General features: G+C 61.0%; 15 protein-coding genes. 6 read left to right on the top strand and 9 right to left on the bottom strand.

Going from position 1 to position 18,751, the window contains the following annotated elements; all coding sequences use genetic code 11:
* Window positions 1-24 precede the first annotated feature (24 nt).
* Both dedD and G5154_RS02735 read left to right on the top strand, forming a co-directional pair.
* Complete coding sequence (gene dedD, locus G5154_RS02740) at window positions 25-819, top strand: cell division protein DedD (RefSeq protein ID WP_337072093.1); 795 nt, start codon at window positions 25-27, stop codon at window positions 817-819.
* A gap of 171 nt (window positions 820-990) precedes the next feature.
* Window positions 991-1,308, top strand: coding sequence for a heavy metal-binding domain-containing protein (locus tag G5154_RS02735; protein ID WP_216953896.1), 318 nt, complete (start codon window positions 991-993; stop codon window positions 1,306-1,308).
* A gap of 108 nt (window positions 1,309-1,416) precedes the next feature.
* On the opposite strand, the gene cysG is transcribed toward G5154_RS02735, so the two are convergent.
* The 5 genes from cysG to G5154_RS02710 all read right to left on the bottom strand — a co-directional run bounded on the left by cysG (window position 1,417) and on the right by G5154_RS02710 (window position 6,958).
* A complete protein-coding gene (gene cysG / locus G5154_RS02730; protein ID WP_216978589.1) occupies window positions 1,417-2,796 on the bottom strand; it encodes a siroheme synthase CysG in 1,380 nt (459 codons plus the stop codon).
* Window positions 2,797-2,993: 197 nt separating this feature from the next.
* Window positions 2,994-4,004, bottom strand: a complete 1,011-nt coding sequence (gene asrC / locus G5154_RS02725; protein WP_040066440.1) for a sulfite reductase subunit C — start codon at window positions 4,002-4,004, stop codon at window positions 2,994-2,996.
* An 11-nt stretch (window positions 4,005-4,015) separates the two neighbouring features.
* Complete coding sequence (asrB, locus tag G5154_RS02720) at window positions 4,016-4,855, bottom strand: anaerobic sulfite reductase subunit AsrB (RefSeq protein ID WP_216978590.1); 840 nt, start codon at window positions 4,853-4,855, stop codon at window positions 4,016-4,018.
* A gap of 1 nt (window position 4,856) precedes the next feature.
* On the bottom strand, window positions 4,857-5,915 hold the full coding sequence (gene asrA, locus G5154_RS02715) for an anaerobic sulfite reductase subunit AsrA (protein WP_043819574.1): 1,059 nt from the start codon (window positions 5,913-5,915) through the stop codon (window positions 4,857-4,859).
* A 200-nt stretch (window positions 5,916-6,115) separates the two neighbouring features.
* Window positions 6,116-6,958 (bottom strand): patatin-like phospholipase family protein, encoded by an 843-nt coding sequence (locus G5154_RS02710; protein ID WP_042053080.1) that lies wholly within the window; start codon window positions 6,956-6,958, stop codon window positions 6,116-6,118.
* A 265-nt stretch (window positions 6,959-7,223) separates the two neighbouring features.
* Here G5154_RS02710 and G5154_RS02705 point away from each other — a divergent pair, with 265 nt between their 5' ends.
* Window positions 7,224-8,240, top strand: a complete 1,017-nt coding sequence (locus G5154_RS02705) for a S66 family peptidase (protein ID WP_421250278.1) — start codon at window positions 7,224-7,226, stop codon at window positions 8,238-8,240.
* Between the two features lie 102 nt (window positions 8,241-8,342).
* On the opposite strand, the gene G5154_RS02700 is transcribed toward G5154_RS02705, so the two are convergent.
* Window positions 8,343-9,938 carry a methyl-accepting chemotaxis protein gene (locus tag G5154_RS02700; RefSeq protein WP_421250277.1) on the bottom strand — a complete coding sequence of 532 codons (1,596 nt, stop codon included), beginning with the start codon at window positions 9,936-9,938 and terminating at the stop codon, window positions 8,343-8,345.
* A gap of 255 nt (window positions 9,939-10,193) precedes the next feature.
* On the opposite strand from G5154_RS02700, the gene hutW reads away from it, so the two are divergent.
* Window positions 10,194-11,555, top strand: coding sequence for a heme anaerobic degradation radical SAM methyltransferase ChuW/HutW (gene hutW, locus G5154_RS02695; RefSeq protein WP_421250276.1), 1,362 nt, complete (start codon window positions 10,194-10,196; stop codon window positions 11,553-11,555).
* A gap of 111 nt (window positions 11,556-11,666) precedes the next feature.
* Here the strand turns inward: hutW and G5154_RS02690 are convergent, their stop codons facing one another.
* Both G5154_RS02690 and G5154_RS02685 read right to left on the bottom strand, forming a co-directional pair.
* A complete protein-coding gene (locus G5154_RS02690) occupies window positions 11,667-13,061 on the bottom strand; it encodes a DEAD/DEAH box helicase (protein WP_421250275.1) in 1,395 nt (464 codons plus the stop codon).
* A 182-nt stretch (window positions 13,062-13,243) separates the two neighbouring features.
* Window positions 13,244-13,720 carry a glutathione peroxidase gene (locus G5154_RS02685; protein WP_337072098.1) on the bottom strand — a complete coding sequence of 159 codons (477 nt, stop codon included), beginning with the start codon at window positions 13,718-13,720 and terminating at the stop codon, window positions 13,244-13,246.
* Window positions 13,721-14,069: 349 nt separating this feature from the next.
* On the opposite strand from G5154_RS02685, the gene G5154_RS02680 reads away from it, so the two are divergent.
* Complete coding sequence (locus G5154_RS02680) at window positions 14,070-14,678, top strand: 2OG-Fe(II) oxygenase (protein WP_337072099.1); 609 nt, start codon at window positions 14,070-14,072, stop codon at window positions 14,676-14,678.
* A gap of 204 nt (window positions 14,679-14,882) precedes the next feature.
* A complete protein-coding gene (locus tag G5154_RS02675) occupies window positions 14,883-15,872 on the top strand; it encodes a D-alanine--D-alanine ligase (protein WP_040066371.1) in 990 nt (329 codons plus the stop codon).
* Window positions 15,873-16,040: 168 nt separating this feature from the next.
* Here the strand turns inward: G5154_RS02675 and mngB are convergent, their stop codons facing one another.
* The gene (mngB, locus tag G5154_RS02670; RefSeq protein ID WP_421250274.1) at window positions 16,041-18,695 is read right to left on the bottom strand and encodes a mannosylglycerate hydrolase; all 2,655 of its coding nucleotides are present in this window, start codon (window positions 18,693-18,695) and stop codon (window positions 16,041-16,043) included.
* Window positions 18,696-18,751: the final 56 nt, after the last annotated feature.

The raw sequence follows: 18,751 nt of genomic DNA, 5'->3' as shown, positions 1-18,751 counted from the left end.
AGTTACGTAAAGGTAGGATTCAACTTGGCCTCGAAGTTTCAAAACCGTCTGGTGGGCACCGTCATCCTGGTGGCCCTGGTTGTTATTTTCCTGCCGGACTTGCTGGATGGTCACAAGCTGGCGCAAAAGGAGGAGGCTTTTGCCAAGATCCCGCTGCGCCCCGAGCTGGAGCCTGCCAAGCCTGCGCTGCAGGTCTCGGCAGCCAGCACCTTGCCGGCCGATCATCTGGCCAGCCAGCAACAGGCCTCTGCGGCCCAGCAGTGGCAAGTGGAAGAGGTGGCGGACCCCATGACCCTCGCCGGTCAGGGCAGCGGCGCACAGCCGGCTACAACCCCTGCGGCACCGGTACAGTCGCAACCGAATGCCCAACCCAAGCCACAGCCCAAGCCGGAAGTGGTGGCCAAAAAACCGGTCGAACCGCCCAAGCCAGCACCCAAGCCGACACCAGCCAAACCGGTTGAAGTGGCCAAGGCTCCTACGCCAGCCAAACCGCAGGCTGGTCAGATCAAGTCCCTCGACGATCTGATTGAAAGCAAGATGAATCAGCCGACCACACCTGCACCCGCTGCCGCGCCAGCGCAGGGTAGCTGGATCCTCCAGCTTGGCGCCTTCAAGAACGTCGACAGCGTCAATGCGCTGGTGAGCAAGCTGCGTGCAGCGGGCTACTCTGCCCACACCTCGCCGCGCACACCGGTGCAGGGGCAGCTCAACCGGGTCTTTATCGGGCCGGATGTCTCCAAGGCCAAACTGCAGGGGATGCAGGGACGGATCTCTCAGATGACCGGCCTCAGTGGCTCGGTGGTCTCCTACAACCCGTAACGGCGTTGCCGCGGGCTAGACCCTCTGCCATCAACACCGCGCCCCGTGCGCGGTGTTTTTTTATCTGGCTGTCGTGATTTTTAAGGTCGGCGTCGTACAGGACACCACCCGGTTGGGATTTGCTGGCAGTTGGGGTAGTCTGGGGCCTTCTGCTACTCACAGGAGTTCAAGATGATCCTCTCGACAACCCCCACGCTGGAAGGCAAAACCATTCGTGAATACCGCGGTATCGTGGTTGGCGAAGCCATTCTCGGCGCCAACATTTTCAAGGATCTCTTTGCCGGGATCCGCGACATCATCGGCGGCCGCTCCGGCGCCTATGAAAAAGAGCTGGCTCGCGCCCGCGACATCGCCTTCGATGAGCTGAAAGAGCGTGCCGCCGCCCTTGGTGCCAATGCGGTGGTCGGTATCGATATCGACTACGAGGTGGTGGGGCAAAATGGCAGCATGCTGATGGTCAGCATCAGTGGCACCGCCGTGCTGGTGTGATGCGCCAAGCAAGGGTTGCCGACAACTGCCGTCGCAGGCAGGGTCACGGATAAAGTGCCGGCTGCCCAAGGGCCGACAACCCGGTTGTCTGCCCTTCTCGTTTATTGATCAATTTCTGCCGTTGCCATACCAGTCGAGCTGGTCGGCCAGAGTGACCACCGAGCCGATGATGATGAGACTCGGGCTCTTCACCTGACGGGCCAGTTCGGCCAACTGCTGCAGCTCGCCGCGCACCACTTGCTGACTGAGCTGGGTGCCTTGCTCCACCAGCGCCACCGGGGTGTGACCGGGCATGCCGTGGGTTTGCAGCGCATCCTGAATGCGGGCGGCATGGGCCAGCCCCATGTAGAACACCAGGGTCTGGCGGGGGGCCGCCAGCGCCGACCACTCCTGGGCGATATTGCCCTCCTTGTCGTGGCCGGTGATGAACTGCACCCGCTGGGCGTGATCGCGGTGGGTGAGGGGAATGCCGCTGTAGGCGGCGCAGCCCGATGCGGCGGTGATGCCCGGTACCACCGAGAAGGGGATGCCCGCCTCGGCCAGGGTTTCCAGCTCCTCGCCACCCCGGCCAAAGATAAAGGGATCGCCCCCCTTGAGCCGCACCACCTGTTTGCCCAGCTGCGCTTGTTCCAGCAACAGCTGGTTGATCGCCTGCTGGGGTACGCAGTGGCGTCCTGCCTCCTTGCCAACAAAGATCCGCTCGGCATCCCGGCGAACAAGCGCCAACACCTCCTGCGACACCAGCCGGTCATAGACCACCACATCCGCCTGCTGCAGCTGCTGCAGACCGCTCAGGGTAAGCAGGCCCGCATCGCCGGGGCCTGCGCCCACCAGGGTTACGCTTCCCTTGCTCTGCGGTTGCTCATCGAGTAGCTCGGCGACGCTCTGCTCGGCGGCCTGTTGTTGGCCGCGGGCCAGCTGGCATGCCAGTCGCTCATGGCTAAAGAGCCGCTCCCAGAAGCGGCGGCGGGCCAGCTTGTCCGGAATGAGTTTGACCTGCTCGCGCAGCTTGCCCGCCAGCGCCGCGAGTTGGCCGAGGTGTTGCGGCAGCATGGCTTCAAGTTTTTCCCGCAGCTGGCGGCTTAGAACCGGCGCCGCGCCTGCGCTGGAGATGGCCACCATCAGCGGCGAGCGGTCGATGATGGCGGGCATGATGGCGCTGCAGTGGGCCGGAGAGTCCACCACGTTGCAGAAGATTTGGCGCCGATTCGCTTCGTTGAAAACCTGCTGGTTGACCTCGGGCTGGTTGGTGGCGGCGATCACCAGCCACTTGCCATCGAGCAGTTCGGGGTGAAAGTCGGCGGCGCAGACGGTCAGCACTCCCTGCTCGGCCCAGCTCATCAGCTGGGGTTCCAGATGGGGGGCATTGATGGTCACCCGGGCTTTGGCATCGAGCAGCAGGCGCGCCTTGCGCACAGCGACTTCGCCACCGCCGACGATAAGCACCGGCTTGTGTTGCAGCTGACAGAAGAGAGGGAGAAAGTCCATAACAGGCTCCGGATGCTGGCCCGCTCGCAATGCCGCGCCGGGCGAGATAGCAGGGCACGCCGTGACGTACCCCTGATGGTCGGGGGAAAGATCCCCCGACGGGAATAAAAAAGGGGAAGGGTGATCTACGCCCGGGCCAACGACAGATCCCCACCGGTGTCGGCCACTTGATCACGCTTCCCCAAACGAGGTTTTTCCTATTGCACCGCTTTGACATGCATGTTGGCGACGTACTGATCTTCGGCCCAGAAGATGCGGTCAGCGACCATGGCTTCCGGGTTGAGGGTGACGCCGCGCAGCACCCGCTCCTTGAACTTGTGATAACCGGCCCGGTCGATAAGGTGACCCATGTGCAGGTAGATGGGCTTGCCATCCAGCATCTCGGCCTCGAACTCGAACAGGTTCTTGATCACCGCATGCAGCACCTCTTCGGTGACCCAGTTGAGGAACAGCTTGCCGGTACGGGGGGTCTTCTTGCTGGTGCGCCCCCCCAGCTTGACCATGTAGAGCTGCTTGGGATCCCGCTGCCAGGCCAGGGTCGGGCAGGCCAGCACACACTCGCCACAGCCGATACACTTGCTCTCCTCCTTCACCGCCTTGCCATGCTTGATGGCGAGGCAATCCACCGCGTGGTGGCTGCATGCCTTGACGCAGGCGCCGCAGCCGATGCAGCGCTCGGCATTGAAGTGGATCTTGGCGATGCCGAGGATGCCGAAGTCGGCCATGTTGGCCTTGGCGCAGTCGTTGGGGCAGCCGGCGATCACCATCTTGAGGTGATAGGGGTTGGGGTAGAGGTGTTTCTCCATCCGCTGAGCCAGCCCGGTGCAGTCGATATTGCCCTTCTGGCAGATGGTGTTGCCCTGACAGGCGACGATATTGCGCCCGCCGATGGTCTGGTAACCGGCTGTTGTGTCCTCTACCTCGATGCCGCAGGTCTCCACCTCGATCTCCTTGATAAAGGGTTCGAGGGCGGCGTTGACCTTGTCCATGTCCTGATATTTGATGCCGGGCATCGCCAGCTTCTGGCGGGTGGTGAGGTGGATCAGGCCGTTGCCGTACTGTTCGGCGATCTGCTGGGCCACCGCCAGCAGGTGGGCGGGCATGATCCCGCCGGGAATGCGTACGCTGATCATCGCTTCGCCGCGCACCTTGGAGAGGCGGTATTCGTTCTTGGCGCGGGCCTTGATGATGTCGATATCGAGACTCATGGTGTTCTCCCTCAGTCGATCAGATGCTGGGCCTGGTCAAAACGAAAGACCGGTCCATCTACGCAGATATAGGTGTCGCCCATCCGGCAGTGGCCGCATTTGCCCACGGCGCAGGCCATGCGGCGTTCGTAGTCGACCCAGATTCGATCCTTGGGGATACCCCGCTCGAGGAAGGCGAGCACCACGAAGCGGATCATGATGGGGGGGCCGACCACGATCACCTGGATATCCTCCTTGTCAGCGAGATCCAGCTGGTCGATGTAGTCGGTGACCCGGCCAATGCGAAACTGCTCGCTCTCCTTGCCCTCGTCCAGGGTGACGATAAGGTTCTGCTGCTCGGCCCAGAGCGGCATCTCGTGGCGATAGAGCACCGCCTGCTCGTTCTTGAAGCCGAGGATCATGTCGAGGGATTTCACCTCTTCCGGATGTTTGCTGAAGCGGCGCAGCAGCCCCTTGACCGGCGCTACGCCGGTGCCGCCCGCCACCACGATGAGGTGCTGGTTGCGATAGGTCTCCAGCGGATAGCCGTTGCCGTGGACGCCGCGCATCCACACCTTGTCGCCCACATCGAGGGCAAACAGCGCATCGGTTACCTTGCCGACCTTGCGGATCAACAGATCCACATAGCCATCGCCATAGTCGGAGGCCGAGATGGGCGCTTCGCCCACGGTGGGCAGGGAGATCTCCACAAACTGGCCGTAGTGGACATCAAAGTCGCGTGATACTCGAAAGTTCCACTCAAGTTCGGTGTGGCGCTCGATGGCCAGAATGGTGTAGGCCTTGGGCAGCAGGCGGTTTTCGACCACGTCCTGCTGCGGTTCTGCTGTTGCGGTTTGTTGGCACTGGCACATATCAGTTCGCCCCCTGCGCGTTGTCGGCTGCGATGGTCTGTTCGACCACATCGGTCATCTTGTTGATGATGTTGCTAAAGGAGATGTAGTGAGGGCAGCGATCGTCGCAGCGGCCGCAGCCGACGCACATGTGCTCCTCTCCCTGACGGGCCTTGTAGTCGTTGACCTTGTGCAGGGCGCGATAACGCAGGCGCTCGCCATGTTTGGCGCGAAAACCGTGGCCACCGGCCATGTCGCTAAAGCCATCCACCATACAGCTGGCCCACTGGCGACGGCGCTCGCCCTGCTTGGGGTTCTCGGCATAAGTGAGGTCGTGCACGCTGTAGCAGCTGCAGGTCGGGCAGGAGGTGGTACAGCGGCCGCAGCCGATGCAGCGGCTGTCGTACTCGGCCCAGACCGGATGGGCGGTGAGGATCTGGCGGATCCGCTGGGGGTCGTCACAGACGCTGTCCGGGGTGCGTACCTTGACCGGGTTGCTCTGGACAAATTCCGGGGTGAAGTCATCGGATTCACCCAGCTCGGCAAAGTAGCCGAGCAGCTCGGGATCCTTTACCTCGATACGGGCACCCTCATCGCTCAGACGAATGGCGGCGGCGTAGTCCTGGGTCTCGTTGCTGCCCATGGAGACGCAGAAGCAGTTCTCGAAGCTCTCGCGGCACTCCAGCAGCACCAGCTTGAGCTTGCTGCGCAGTCTGGCGTAGTAGACGTCGCTGTTCTGGCCATTTTTCAGGTAGACCTGATCCAGCCTGCGCAGAGCGTGGATATCGCAGCTGCGCAAGAACAGCAGGGTGGGCTTGGCCTCCACCTTTGATTCGCGCAGCTCCAGATTGTCGAAGTGGAACAGGGTCTGGGTGATGGGGAGCACCACTTCTTTCGGGGAGAAGTGGGACTTCTCCTGCCACACCAGATCGGCCGGATGGCGGATGCTGTGGTAGGTGACGTTGTCGGTGTCGGAGAAGCGGCCGCCTCGATATTCGGCCGCGGGCGCCATGATCCGGTAATCGGGCAGCAGCCGCTCGAACAGCTGCGCCAGCGCGGGATGGGTGAGAAGAAACGACATAAATAAACACCTTGTATGAGGGTGAGATGCCCTGGCATAGGGATGAGGCGCGGGCCGGTCAGGGTGTCTGGCACCGGTTCTGGCCGCGCTTGCCTCGCCACGGTCTGTTTTTATGACTCATGTTGCTCAACTGACCCGATTGTTATTGTGTTGGCGGCGCGTGCGTCGCGGCAGGTCGGGTCATGCCTGTAAAACCCTTATCAATTGAGCAGGGCGGCCTGATAGCCTGCGCACTTGCCCATCACGTATCCCATCTCCAGCTTGTTGATATCGCGGGTAAAACGGGAAACGGGGAAGTAGTCAGCCGGGGCGATCACCTCGATCTGGCAGTCCTCCGGCGGATTGGCGATAAAATCGAGCGCCTCGTTGTAGCTGCGATCCCGCTGCTCCAGCGCCTGTGCCAGCGCGGGACGGGTCTTGAGCAGGGTGCGGATCATCCAGGGGAAGGGCATCGGCTTTAGCCGATAGCCAAGGGGCTCGGAGAGGATCACCGTCAGGTGACGGGCACCGCGGCGGTAGGCCTCGATCACCGGGATGGAGTCGGCTACCCCGCCATCTGTCATCGGTACCCCGTGCACTTCCGGGTATTCGTGGGAGGCGAGGGGAATGGCGCAGCTGGCGGGCAGCACCTCGTTCATGTTCTCCGGCTTGACCCGGATGTACTCCGCCTTGCCGGTCAGGGTATTGGTCACCACCGCATAGAAGGGGATGCCGGTCTCCCGGTAGGCGTGAATGTCGAGAGGATACTTGCTGCAGCTGGTGTTCCACAGCCAGTGGATATCCACCAGATTGCCCCCCTTGGCAAAACGCAGGGGATCCATAAACTGCTGGCTGCACGCCAGTTTGGTCAGGATCTCGTGGCTACGGCCATGCTGGCTGGCGAGATAAGCCAGCAAGTTGGTGGCCCCCGCCGAGACGCCGATGGCGAAGTCAAAGGGGCGATAGTCATGCTCGATAAACGCATCCAGCACGCCGCTGGCAAATATGCCGCGCATGGCGCCGCCTTCTACAACCAATGCGCTGGGGGATGCGTTTTTGTTCATGACAGGCACCTCATTGATAAGTCAGAGAGAAAAAGTGGGAAAGAGAACGTCCGGGCTGTCAGGCCGACCGTTCTGACAACCAACCGGGGTTGGCCATCGCAATGAGGTCATTCTAGGAAGGGGATAGTGTTTAGAATATCTGTTAATAATGAATCAAGTGTTTTGTATTTCTAAACGACACTGATAAACCCGTTGTGATCAAAGGGGTTGTGTAGGAGTCTCAACGACTCTGTGATGGCTGGATATTGGCAAGGATGAGTGTGTCATGACGTTATTGGTTCCCCCGCTGCTCCGACGTGGCGATACCATCGCTTTTTTCTCCCCTTCCAGCGCGGCGACCGCCTGGGCACCCAACCGTTTTGCCCGCGCAAAAGCCTTTCTTGAGGGGCAGGGCTTTAGGCTCAAGGCGGGCAGCCTCACCGGCCAGCAGGATCACTGGCGATCCGGCTCCATCGCCGCGCGGGCCGAGGAGCTCAACGCCCTTATTCGCGACCCAGAAGTGCGCTGCATCATGTCGGTGATTGGCGGCAGCAACTCCAACTCCCTGCTGCCCTACCTCGATTTTGAGGCGCTCAAGCGCGATCCCAAGATCATCGTCGGCTACTCCGATGTGACGGCACTGCTGCTCGGCATCCACGCCCAAACTGGCCTGGTTACCTTTTATGGCCCGGCGCTGGTGGCCTCGTTCGGCGAGTTGCCGCCGCTGGTGGAGGAGACGCTGGCCAGTTTTTTACAGATTGTGCTGGCCGAGGAGGCTGGCGTTCCCTGCACGTTGCCCACCCCGGCAAAGTGGAGCGATGAACGGCTCGATTGGGAAAATCAGACCCGGGCCAAGCAGTGCCAGCCCAACCGGCTGATCTCGGTGGGGACTGGTCGGGTAGCGGGGCGGCTGATCGGCGGCAACCTCAACACCATGGCGGGGATCTGGGGTTCCCCCTATATGCCGGCCATCGAACGCGGTGACATTTTGCTGCTGGAGGACAGCCTGAAATCTGCCGAGACGCTGGAGCGCTCCTTTGCCCATCTCAAGCTGTGCGGGGTGTTTGAGCGGATCGGCGCGCTTATCCTTGGCAAGCACGAGCTGTTCAACGATCAGGGTAGCGGCAAGCGCCCCCTCGATATCCTGCTGGAGGTGGTGGGGGAGCCGAGCTTCCCCATTCTGGCGGAGTTTGACTGCGCCCATACCCACCCCATGCTGACATTGCCGCTTGGCATTGAGGTGGCACTCGATCTTGACCGCCAGCAGCTCACCTTGCTGGAGCCCTGGTGGGATGGTTGTTGAGGCTATGTGCTCAGAGGATTGAGAAGTGATTGATACTGCTCATCAAAAACCATGTGCAATAACAAGCGCGACTGAGAGTCGCGCTTGTTGCAGTTGGCGGTATTACCAGCGGTAGGTTTTCAGTAGTGCTTCCAGTTTCTGACACTGCTCCACCAACTGGATGCTGGCGAGGTTGGCGGCGTGAGCTTGACCCAGGGTGTCGTTGGAGGTGTTGCGAATATCGCTCACCGAGCTGTCTACCTCATGGCATACCCTGTCCTGTTCTTCGGCCGACTGCGCCATCTGGGCGTTGAGGTCGTTGATGCGGGCAATGCGCTCGATGATGTTCTGCATGGCGGCCAGGGTCGCCTCGGTTTTGCTGATGCTCTCACCGGCTTTGCTTTTTGCATCCCCGATCACCGTAACTGCGCTCTGGGCCTCATTTTGCAGGGCGGCGATCATCTGGGAGATCTCTTCGCTGGCGGCGCGACTGCGATTGGAGAGGGCCCGCACTTCATCGGCCACTACCGCAAAGCCACGGCCTTGCTCGCCCGCCCGGGCTGCTTCAATGGCTGCGTTGAGGGCCAGCAGGTTGGTCTGATCGGCAATCCCCTTGATCACCTCGAGTACGCCGTCAACCGCAAGACAGCGGCTGTCGAGTTGCTGGATCACCTGATCCACCCGATCAATCTCTGCCGACATCTCGCCCATATCGGTGATGGAGTGCTGGGCTAGGCGGCTGGTGTTGGCAGCATCCTGATTGGTGAGTGCGGAGAGCTCGGCGCTATGGCGGGCATGTTCGCGCACCTCATGAGAGCTGGCGGCCAGCTCGCTGACGGCGGCGGCGACCTGGGTGGTCATCCCCTCTTGCTGGCGGGCCGAGTTTTCGGTCTGGGTCGCCACCTGACGGATCTGGTTTGACTCCTGATAGAGCTGGTGGGTTGCCTCTTCCACCTCCTGCAGGCTGTGGCGGAATCCCTGCACCATGTCATTGACTGCGCGGGTCATCTGGCCCAGTTCATCCCGGCTGTGATTGACCAGGGGGAGGGCGAGGTCGCGCTCTTTGGCCATCCGAATCATGGTGAGCTGCAACTGGCGCAGTGGGTGTTTCACGTAGCGTTGCAATACCCACCAGAGCAAGCCGAAGCCGATGCTGAAGACGGCGGCCAAGCTGCCGCTCAGGATAAGGTTGTTGTGGCGGATCTCGCCGAAGGTGTGGCTGAGGTCATAACTGATCCGCACTGCCCCCATTACGGTCCCTTCATTGACCTGGTGACAGGTGAGACATTGGGTGCCGCGATACTCCTTGTAGGCTTTGAACGGTTTGATCAGGGTGAGCCGGTTGCCCTGCTGCTCCAGAATGGCTTCGCCTTGATTGATAGCGCGCTCATCGAGGGGATCCTGCGCTTTCTGGTCTGGGTGACCCGGGCCAAACAGGTTGCTGACGGCAGGGGCGCGGATCAGGCGAGCCTCGACGATGCCCGCTTCACTCTTGAGCTTGGTCTGCACGATTTGTCGGTTGGCCATGCCACCGGTCATCATCAGGACGTTGAGCTGGTCCATGTAGGTGTTGGCGGCACTTTCCACTTTTTCGCCCGCCAGCCGGATAGCGAGATCCCGTTGCAGCCATGCGGAGAGTTCGAAGCAGAGGCCAAAGGTGGTGCTGATGACCAGCGCAAGAGGGAGGAATATTTTCCAGTTCAAGGAGAGGTTATGCATTTTGGGCAAGTTCCATGCGCTTGGTGTTGTTATGTGATCCCGTATCATCTTGATCGTAGACGAAGAAACGGCGGGAGATGGTTCTCTATCGGCACACGATAACCACTCTTGAGTAAATAATCTGTTAAGCAGATCGGTAATGCAGGTTGCCAAAATGCCTTTCGAGAGGGGGCTGCTCCTCGGGTTGATCCAGAACAAATCGCCAGTAACGATAATCGTTATCATTGTCATTATTTGCTGATAATAGTGACCATCATGAATCTGACCCCTTCAATGACCGGCATTGCCTCGCCGGATCCCCTCAAGTTTGCCTTTAGTGCCAAGACCTCGGCTCACGCCAGTCGGGGAGGGATGCGCCCCTTCCCGCTGGATGAGGCTGGCTGGCAGAGCTGGTGGCAGCGAGAGAGTGAAGCTGAGGAGCGCGCCCTCTATATCCATATTCCGTTTTGCCGCAAGCGCTGCAGCTTCTGCAATTTTTTCGAAAATGGCGCCAATCCGGCGCGGATCAACCGCTATGTCAACGCCCTCTGTACCTCTCTTGCGCAGGCGGCTGACACCCCGCTGGCGCAGAGCATGCCGTTTTCAGCCGTCTATGTGGGGGGCGGTACGCCGACCGACATGAGCGCCGACGAGCTGGCCATGCTGGCCGCCGTGATCCGCCGTTTCCCGTTGGCGGCGGATGCCGAGGTGACGCTGGAGGGACGCCTCAACGGCTTTGATGATGAGAAATGGCAGGTGGCGTTGGCGGGGGGCTTCAACCGCTTCTCCTTCGGGGTGCAGAGCTTTGATACCCGGGTGCGTCAGCAGGCGGCCCGTTTCGATGACAGGGAGACCTTGCTGACCCGTTTGGGTGAGCTGACCCGGGATGATGCGGCCGTGATCGTGGCGGATCTCATCTTTGGTCTGCCCGGTCAGGATGATGTCGTATGGCAGCAGGATATCCGCGATGTGATGGCGAGCGGCGTACACGGGGTCGATCTCTACCAGCTCATCGCCATGCAGGGCACCAATCTGGAGCGAGCGCAGGAGAAGGGCACCCTGGATTGGCTCGCCGATGGCCAGCAGCGGGCGGCCATGTATGCCTATGGCGGGGCGCAACTGGAAGCCCACGGCTGGGAGCGTCTCTCTTGCAGTCACTGGCGGCGCAGCCCGGCCGAGCAGAGCCGTTATAACCAGATGGCCAAGCGCGGCGCCGAGATCCTCCCCTTTGGCGCCGGTGCGGGGGGCAGCATTCTTGGCCACGGCTTGATGTATGGTCGGGATCTGGCCCCCTGGCACGACGCGCTGGCCAGTGGCAAGCGGGCGCCCGGGATGGTGATGGGGCGCAATCCCAATGCAAGGATGGACGGTCTGCTCCGTGGCGCCCTCGACAGCGGTGTGCTGGCGCTGGATCGTCTGCCAGCGCCTTTGCTGACCCATCTGATGCCGCTTTTTTCCGCCTGGCAGCAGCACGGGCTGGCCGAGATCGGGAGCGCACGCTTGCAACTTACCCTCGCCGGACGCTTCTGGAACGTCAATATGCAGGCTGGCTTGTTCGAGTTCTTGCAGCTCAATCCGCTTGATGGTTCTGCGCCGCCCAGCCATGGTACTGCCGCGGTACGCCATTCGCTGGTTTGAGCCCGAGCGGAGCATTTGCACGGAGCACTTGCATGGCTCCGAGCGATCCATAACGAAAGAGGGAGCCTTGCAGGCCCCCTCTTTTGGCTTGGCAGTTAGCGTCGCGCGAGCTTACTCGTCGCTGCTCTCCTGATAGCTGTCGCGCATTGCTTTGGGCAAGCGGCGCATTGGCGCAAAGCCGATATCCTCGCCCACTACTTCCCGCTTGCGGACCGGTGCAGGTTTTTTGCTGGCGTCACCTTTGGCTTTGCCCTTGCCCTTGCCCGCGGCTGGCTTGCCCTTGGCATTGCTGCTCTTGGCGTTGGCATGGCCGCGAGCCCGAGGCGGGTTCTGCACCGGCTTGCTGCCCGGCAGAGTCTGGCGACTCGGCTTGCCGCTGGGCTCATACCCTTCCAGGATCTCCATGGTCAGGGATTGGCCGATCAGGGCTTCGATAGCCTTGAGCTGACCCAGCTCATCCTGGCTGACCAGCGAGATGGCCTCGCCGCCACGACCGGCGCGGCCGGTACGGCCGATACGGTGGATGTAATCTTCCGCCATCTGGGGCAGTTCAAAGTTGATCACGTAGGGCAGTTGATCGATATCGAGACCGCGGGCGGCGATATCGGTCGCCACCATCACCCGCACCTCGCCACTGCGAAAATCGGCCAGCGCCCGGTTGCGGGCTCCCTGGCTCTTGTCACCGTGGATCGCCACGGTATTGAGACCATCTTTTTGCATCTGCTGGGCGAGGCGGTCGGCGATCTGCTTGGTGCGGACAAACACCAGCACCCGCTGCCAGTTGCCACGGCCAATCATGTGGGAGAGCAGCTCGCGGCGGCGTTCCCGATCCACCTGAATGATGCGCTGGGTCACCTGCTCCGCGGCAGTATTGCTGGGGTCCACCTCGATCAGGGTGGGGTCGTTCAGCAGATCGTCCGCCAGCGCCTTGATATCGTTTGAGAAGGTGGCAGAGAAGAGCAGGGTTTGCCGCTCTGCAGGCAGCGCCTTCATGATGCGGCGGATGTCGACGATAAAGCCCATGTCGAGCATGCGATCCGCTTCATCCAGCACCAGCACTTCCAGCTGGCTCAGAGTCAGGGCGCCCTGGGTCAGCAGATCCAGCAGACGGCCCGGGGTGGCGACCAGAATGTCCACCCCCAGCTTGATGGCGTCCAGATTGGGCTTGATGCTGACACCGCCATAGGCGATCAGAGTCTTGAACGGCAGGTGGTGGGCATACTTGATGATGCTCTCACCCACCTGTGCCGCCAGTTCGCGGGTCGGGGTCAGTACCAGTGCGCGTACCTGACGACGGCCACGACCGTGGTTGGCCAGCAGACGCTGCAACATCGGCAGGGTGAAACCGGCCGTTTTGCCTGTGCCTGTCTGAGCGCCGCCGAGCACATCCTGACCGGCCAGAATGGCCGGAATCGCTTGCTGCTGGATGGGGGTTGGCTGTTCGTAACCCAGCTCCTTGACGGCCCGCAGAATATGCGGAGACAGACCCAGTTCGTTGAATGACATGTTCGAGAGAAACTCCTGAGATGAGCCTTTGGCTCAACGGGCAGCCAGCATGTTGGGGCCAGCCACGATATGGAAAAGATAGTGGGGCCGTAATATAGCAAAAGAGCGGCCGCTGCGCAGTAGCTGTCGCACCGGCCGCCACACAATCGTTCAACGCCGTGGCGTAAAACGGCTCAGGAGAGTCAGAGTATCTCGCGGATCTGCTCGGCCAGACTCTCCGGTTTGGCCTGGGGGGCGAAACGCTCTACCACATTGCCATCACGGTCGATCAGGAACTTGGTGAAGTTCCATTTGACGTTTTCCAGCCCAAGAAATCCCGGTTTCTGTTGCTTGAGCCACTGGTAGAAGGGGTGGGCATGCTCACCGTTGACATCGCACTTGGCCATGATGGGGAAGCTGACCGGATAGTCGAGGGAGCAGAAGCGGGCGATCTCGTCCGCATCCCCCGGCTCCTGATTGCCAAACTGATTGCAGGGGAAGCCTAAAATCACCAGCCCCTTGTGGCCTAGCTCCCGATAGAGGGCTTCCAGCCCTTCATATTGGGGAGTAAAACCGCAGCGACTGGCCACATTGACCACCAGCACTACCTTGCCCGCCAGTTGAGTCAGCGGGTAGGGGGTACCATCCAGTCGTTGCAAAGTGAGATCGGGCAGAGGCATATGAAGATCCTTTCGTGGGTGATGCGCGGGTTGTGCCGTGAGTGGTTCGGTCGGTGACAGAGACAAGCGCCGGATGAACAGCAACATGGCGATGCGGATACGGTATCGGTTGGCTCTTGGTACCGCAAGGAGGCCGCGGCGCCTCCTCGTCCCGATTGCAAGGGCCATCACAGTTTCGACAGCCAATACGCCTGTTGGCGGAGCGGGATCACAACTGGCGATAAAAAGCGGGGAGGCGGGCAGCAACTCGCGTATTGATGTTGGGACTTCTCAAGAGAAGTAAACCGGTTTGTGACTTTGCCGGTAAGTCGCTACAAAGCGCCCTCTTTCCACTCATTGTGAGCCAATCTTGGACTATCAAGCTGCCATGGATGCCATTTACACCCGGGGATGGGTGATAGTGGATGATTTTTTGACCGCCGCCGAGGTGGATGCCCTCAAAGCCTGTTTGCCAGGCGAATGGCAACCGGCCGGGATCGGCCGTGACGCCCTGCACCAGGGCAATCCCGATATTCGCCGTGACCAGATCCACTGGCTGGAGCCCTCTCTCGGTGCGCCGGTGGCCGACTACCTCGCCCGGATGGAGTCCCTGCGTCTTGCCGCCAACCGGATGCTGATGCTGGGATTGTTCGACTACGAGGCCCACTTCGCCCGCTATCGCAGCGGGGATTTTTACGCCCCCCATCGGGATGCCTTTGCCGGTCGCTCCAACCGCCGTCTTACCACCGTGTTTTACCTCAACAACGACTGGCTGCCCGAAGCGGGTGGAGTGCTGCGTATGTATGACGACAAGGAGCAGTTTCTGATGGATGTCAGCCCCAAGGGGGGGCGGCTGGTCATGTTTCTCTCCGAGGAGTTTCCCCATGAGGTGCTGCCTGCCAATCGCGAGCGCTACAGCATTGCCGGCTGGTTTCGGGTCAATGGCAACGGCATGGGAAGGGTCGATCCCCCGCGCTGAGGGGCAATGTGTCCCGATTTTGACACAGGGGAGACTTTTCACTGCAAGAAGTGGGGTCATGGGTCTCCCATCAGCTGACAAGGGTTGATCTCCCTTGCTACACTGGCGCGCACTTATGTTCGTATCTGGCTTCGTCCGGTTTTTATGGTGGTTGGCTTATCAAATGGTCATGACGAGGCCGCTTTTCCCAAGGGATCACATCTAATGAAGAACATGCATGTCTTGCTGCTGTGCGGCGGCGGTGGCTCCGAGCACGAAGTCTCTCTGCGCAGCGCCAATTTCCTCGAGCAACAACTGGGCCTTCTGCCCGGTGTCGAAGTGACCCGCGTCGAGATGTTCGCCGATCGCTGGCTCAGTGCCGATGGCCGCGAGTGCAAGCTGGGGCTCGACAAGCTGCTTTCGTTTGACAGCGTGGCCCGTCCGGTGGATTACGTGGTGCCCTGCATCCACGGCTACCCGGGTGAGACCGGCGATCTGCAATCCTTCCTCGAGCTGGCCGGATTGCCTTATCTCGGTTGCGATGCCGAGGCGAGCAAGATCTGCTTCAACAAGATCAGCACCAAGCTGTGGCTCTCCGCTATCGGTATTCCCAACACCCCGTACCTGTTCCTGACCGAGCAAAATGAGGCGGCGCTCGCCGAGGCCAAAGCTGCGCTGGCCAAGTGGGGCAAGGTCTTTATCAAGGCTGCTTCCCAAGGCTCTTCCGTTGGCTGCTACTCCGCCAGCAACGAAGCGGATCTGGTAAAAGGCATTGCCGATGCCTTTGGTTACTCCGAACAGGTACTGATTGAGAAGGCGGTCAAGCCGCGCGAGCTGGAAGTGGCGGTTTACCAGTATGGTGACGAGCTGGTGGCTACCTATCCGGGCGAGATCTGCGTGCCGCAGGACAAGTTCTACACCTATGAAGAGAAGTACAGCAGCGCCAGCCATACCGAGACGGCACTGCGTGCCGAGGGGTTGACCGAGGCGCAGGCCGATGCGATCCACGAGTACGCCCTCAAGGCGTTCCGTCAGCTGAAACTGACTCACCTCTCGCGCATCGACTTCTTCCTGACCGAGGAGGGGGAGATCCTGCTGAATGAAATCAACACTTTCCCGGGCATGACCTCCATCTCCATGTTCCCGAAACTGCTGGAGCATCACGGTCACCGCTTCGCCGACTACCTTGAGCAGATCCTGCGCAAGGCCAGCTAAGCGCGATCTCCCGCTCGCGGGATGAAGAAGAACCCAATAAAAAATCCCCGCCAATCGGCGGGGATTTTTTATGCCTTTATCAAGCGGGGCAGGCCAGCTGAAGGGATAAACAGGCGGGGAGGGGATGACTCTTCCCCGCCTGTTGCTACCTGTGGGTGTTACCGGCGGTTAGCCGTGAGCCACCCGAAAGCGCACGCTGCGGGAGTGGCAGGGCGCCAGATCGCCAAACTCGCCAGCGGCCAGTTCAAGAGGCAGGGGTTGTTCATCCATCCGCACCGCTTGCCAGTCGCTCAAGGTGTGCTGGCTGGTCACCTTGCCTCCCTCCAGCACCGCCTGTTCGCTCGGGTTGTAGACCCTGATCACCAGCGCCTCTTCATCCTCGGCTTTTTTCAGGGCGCTCAGCACCGGACCGGAGGGATCCATGGCGAGCAGACTGAAGTGGAGCGGGGTGGTGAAGCTCGCTTTGTTGAGCTTCATGGCATCGAACGGGATCTTGTTGTAGCAGCGCACCGGGGTGAGGTAGCTGCGCGCCGCCTGCATCACGTTGGCGCTGATGTGATCACCGGCAAACGCCAGCAGGCTGAAACGGCAGCTGAGCTTGCCACGCACCTGGGAGTCCGGGGTGGGCAGCTTGATGCCGGAGGGGCGACCCGGGCGCAGCAGCAGCTCCTCTTTACCGAGTACGCCGACCCCGCGCAGCAGGGTGAGTGCCAGGGTGTCGCACTGCTCACCGATCACTTCAAACTCGCGCAGACCGTCACTCAGCACCGCCAGCCCCTGCTTGCCATCTTGCAGGGCGACGAAGTTCATCAGCTGCCAGACCGGAATGGGGGCCTCTTTCCACCCCTCCGCTTCCCAGTTCGCCATGGCGCTGTCGCGGGTGGGGCGGGTGATGCAGCCAAACTGGTTGTCGGAGACCACGGTGTCGCTCGGGAAGGGGGTGGGGATCAGCACTCGCACCCGATGATCATCGGCCTGATTGTCGAGCTCCAGCTCGATATCGATACGCGGGCTCTGGTGCGCCAGCGTGATACGGCAGGTGACATCGAGGTGACCGTTGCACTGGCGGCTGGCCCGCTCGGCGAGGTTGGCCGGCAAGGCCATACGCAGTTTGAGAGTGGCGATGCTCTGCCACGCCTGATGGGTGACCTCGCGGGTCACCGCAAACTCGGTGGAGTAGCGCAGCCACTCGTCCCGCGATGGCGAGTAGTCATACTCGTCGCCATCATCGGAGCCCTCTTCGAGAGTGAGCACCTGATCAAAGGTGGTGCCGCGCAGTTTATCCAGGATCTGCAGGGTGCCGTTGTCATTGAGGGCTATCCGATAAAAATCGTTCTCCAGCAGCTCGCCGCTGGCCGTCACCGGTTGCTCCAGTCCCGGCTGGTTGCCCTCGATATGCAGAGTGCAGTAGCCCATGGCGGGCAGGGGATGACAGAGCTGGATGTCGTACTCCATAAAGGGGTCGTAGTTGCCGTAGTGCACGATCTGTCGGTCCACCAGTCCCGGGTCAATCTCGCGCTTGGCGCGGATGAAGTAGGGGACCGGCTGGCCCGCTTCATCGCGCAGGGCAAAGGATCGGGCGCGAATGCGGATGCTGGTGTTGATCACCTCCTGACGGGGGAAGGGCATCAGGTTGAACAGGCAGAGTTTGTCGGCCACCTGCACGCCGTCTTCGCAGAGCGCCACCGGCATATTGTCGACAATCTTGCGCATGTAGAAGCGGATCAGGTTCTCGGCCATGTCGTCTGCCAGAATGAAGCGGGTCATCACCTCCTGATGCACCTTGTCGCTGCAGCAGCAGCCGATGCTGTCATGGGCGTGGTTCTTCATGATCTCCTTCCACATCTTCTCCAAAAGCCCGTGGTGGTACTCGAAGCCGAGCGCCCAGGCGATGCTCGCCAGCGGCTCGAGGATGTTGACGATCTTGTTCTCGATGGCGGCGTGAGCCAGCTTGATATCCATCCGGGTGGAGGAGATGGTGCGGTGTACCCGCATGTATTTGCCGTCGTTGAACTCCCCCTTGAGGGGGGCCAGCTGGTCGCGGCATGCCTCGATACGCTCGAAGACCTGCTCGAAGCGGCTCATGTGGAATTCACGCTGGGGGTAGATCTCCCGCAGCTTGTCGATGATGGCGAAGATGTTCTGTTGCAGTGGCATCTGGTCGTGGCCGTTGGGCAGCAGGATATCCTTGGTTACCGAGGCCTTCTCCAGCACCTCGAAGTAGGATTCGAGCCGCTTGCGCAGGCCCGCTTCATCTTCCGGCAGGTACTTGCCGATGGCGTAGCCGAGCGGCAGGACCTGGGCGGTCACCTCGCTGCCATCGTTGCTCTGCCAGAGGAACTCGGTCTTGTCGGTGCCGTGACGCTCGGAGCAGCCGCGCCAGAACATGGCCCGGTCAATCCCGAAGCCGTTGAAGATGTGGGGTAGCTGGGAGGACATACCGAACGAGTCGGGCAGGTAACCGATCTTCATCGGCTCGCCAAGGCTAAGGCAGTCGCGCATCCCGTAGAGCAGGTTGCGCAGGATGGACTCGCCGCTCACCTGCATGGTGTCGGTCTGGGTGTACCAGGGGCCAATAATGAGTTTGCCCGCTTCCACCAGCGCCTTCACCCGGGCCTTGTTCTCGGGCTGGATGGCGAAGTAATCCTCCAGCACCGCGGTCTGGCCGTCCAGCACATAGAACTTGTAGTCGGGGTCGGACTCAAGCCGCGCCAGGATCTCCGCCATGTTGTTGACCAGCAGGATGCGGGACTCCTCGGTGGTGAAGTACCACTCCCGATCCCAGTGCATGTGTGGCGTGATGTGAACTCGTGAAACTGTCATGACAATGATCCTTTGCTGACGCACGGCGGCCCTTGCCTGCCGTGCGGAAAAATAGT

Origin of the sequence: Aeromonas sp. 600527 (genome assembly GCF_049175415.1) — a bacterium.
GTDB lineage: Bacteria > Pseudomonadota > Gammaproteobacteria > Enterobacterales > Aeromonadaceae > Aeromonas > Aeromonas veronii_A.
Note: the sequence above shows the minus strand (reverse complement) of the source record. Positions and strands in the feature narration are given on the sequence as shown.

Coding starts and splice junctions, on each gene's coding strand:
- G5154_RS02735 (WP_216953896.1), top strand. CDS start 991: ATGATCCTCTCGACAACCCCCACGCTGGAAGGCAAAACCATTCGTGAA.
- cysG (WP_216978589.1), bottom strand. CDS start 2,796: ATGGACTTTCTCCCTCTCTTCTGTCAGCTGCAACACAAGCCGGTGCTT.
- asrC (WP_040066440.1), bottom strand. CDS start 4,004: ATGAGTCTCGATATCGACATCATCAAGGCCCGCGCCAAGAACGAATAC.
- asrB (WP_216978590.1), bottom strand. CDS start 4,855: ATGTGCCAGTGCCAACAAACCGCAACAGCAGAACCGCAGCAGGACGTG.
- asrA (WP_043819574.1), bottom strand. CDS start 5,915: ATGTCGTTTCTTCTCACCCATCCCGCGCTGGCGCAGCTGTTCGAGCGG.
- G5154_RS02710 (WP_042053080.1), bottom strand. CDS start 6,958: ATGAACAAAAACGCATCCCCCAGCGCATTGGTTGTAGAAGGCGGCGCC.
- G5154_RS02705 (WP_421250278.1), top strand. CDS start 7,224: ATGACGTTATTGGTTCCCCCGCTGCTCCGACGTGGCGATACCATCGCT.
- G5154_RS02700 (WP_421250277.1), bottom strand. CDS start 9,938: ATGCATAACCTCTCCTTGAACTGGAAAATATTCCTCCCTCTTGCGCTG.
- hutW (WP_421250276.1), top strand. CDS start 10,194: ATGAATCTGACCCCTTCAATGACCGGCATTGCCTCGCCGGATCCCCTC.
- G5154_RS02690 (WP_421250275.1), bottom strand. CDS start 13,061: ATGTCATTCAACGAACTGGGTCTGTCTCCGCATATTCTGCGGGCCGTC.
- G5154_RS02685 (WP_337072098.1), bottom strand. CDS start 13,720: ATGCCTCTGCCCGATCTCACTTTGCAACGACTGGATGGTACCCCCTAC.
- G5154_RS02675 (WP_040066371.1), top strand. CDS start 14,883: ATGAAGAACATGCATGTCTTGCTGCTGTGCGGCGGCGGTGGCTCCGAG.
- mngB (WP_421250274.1), bottom strand. CDS start 18,695: ATGACAGTTTCACGAGTTCACATCACGCCACACATGCACTGGGATCGG.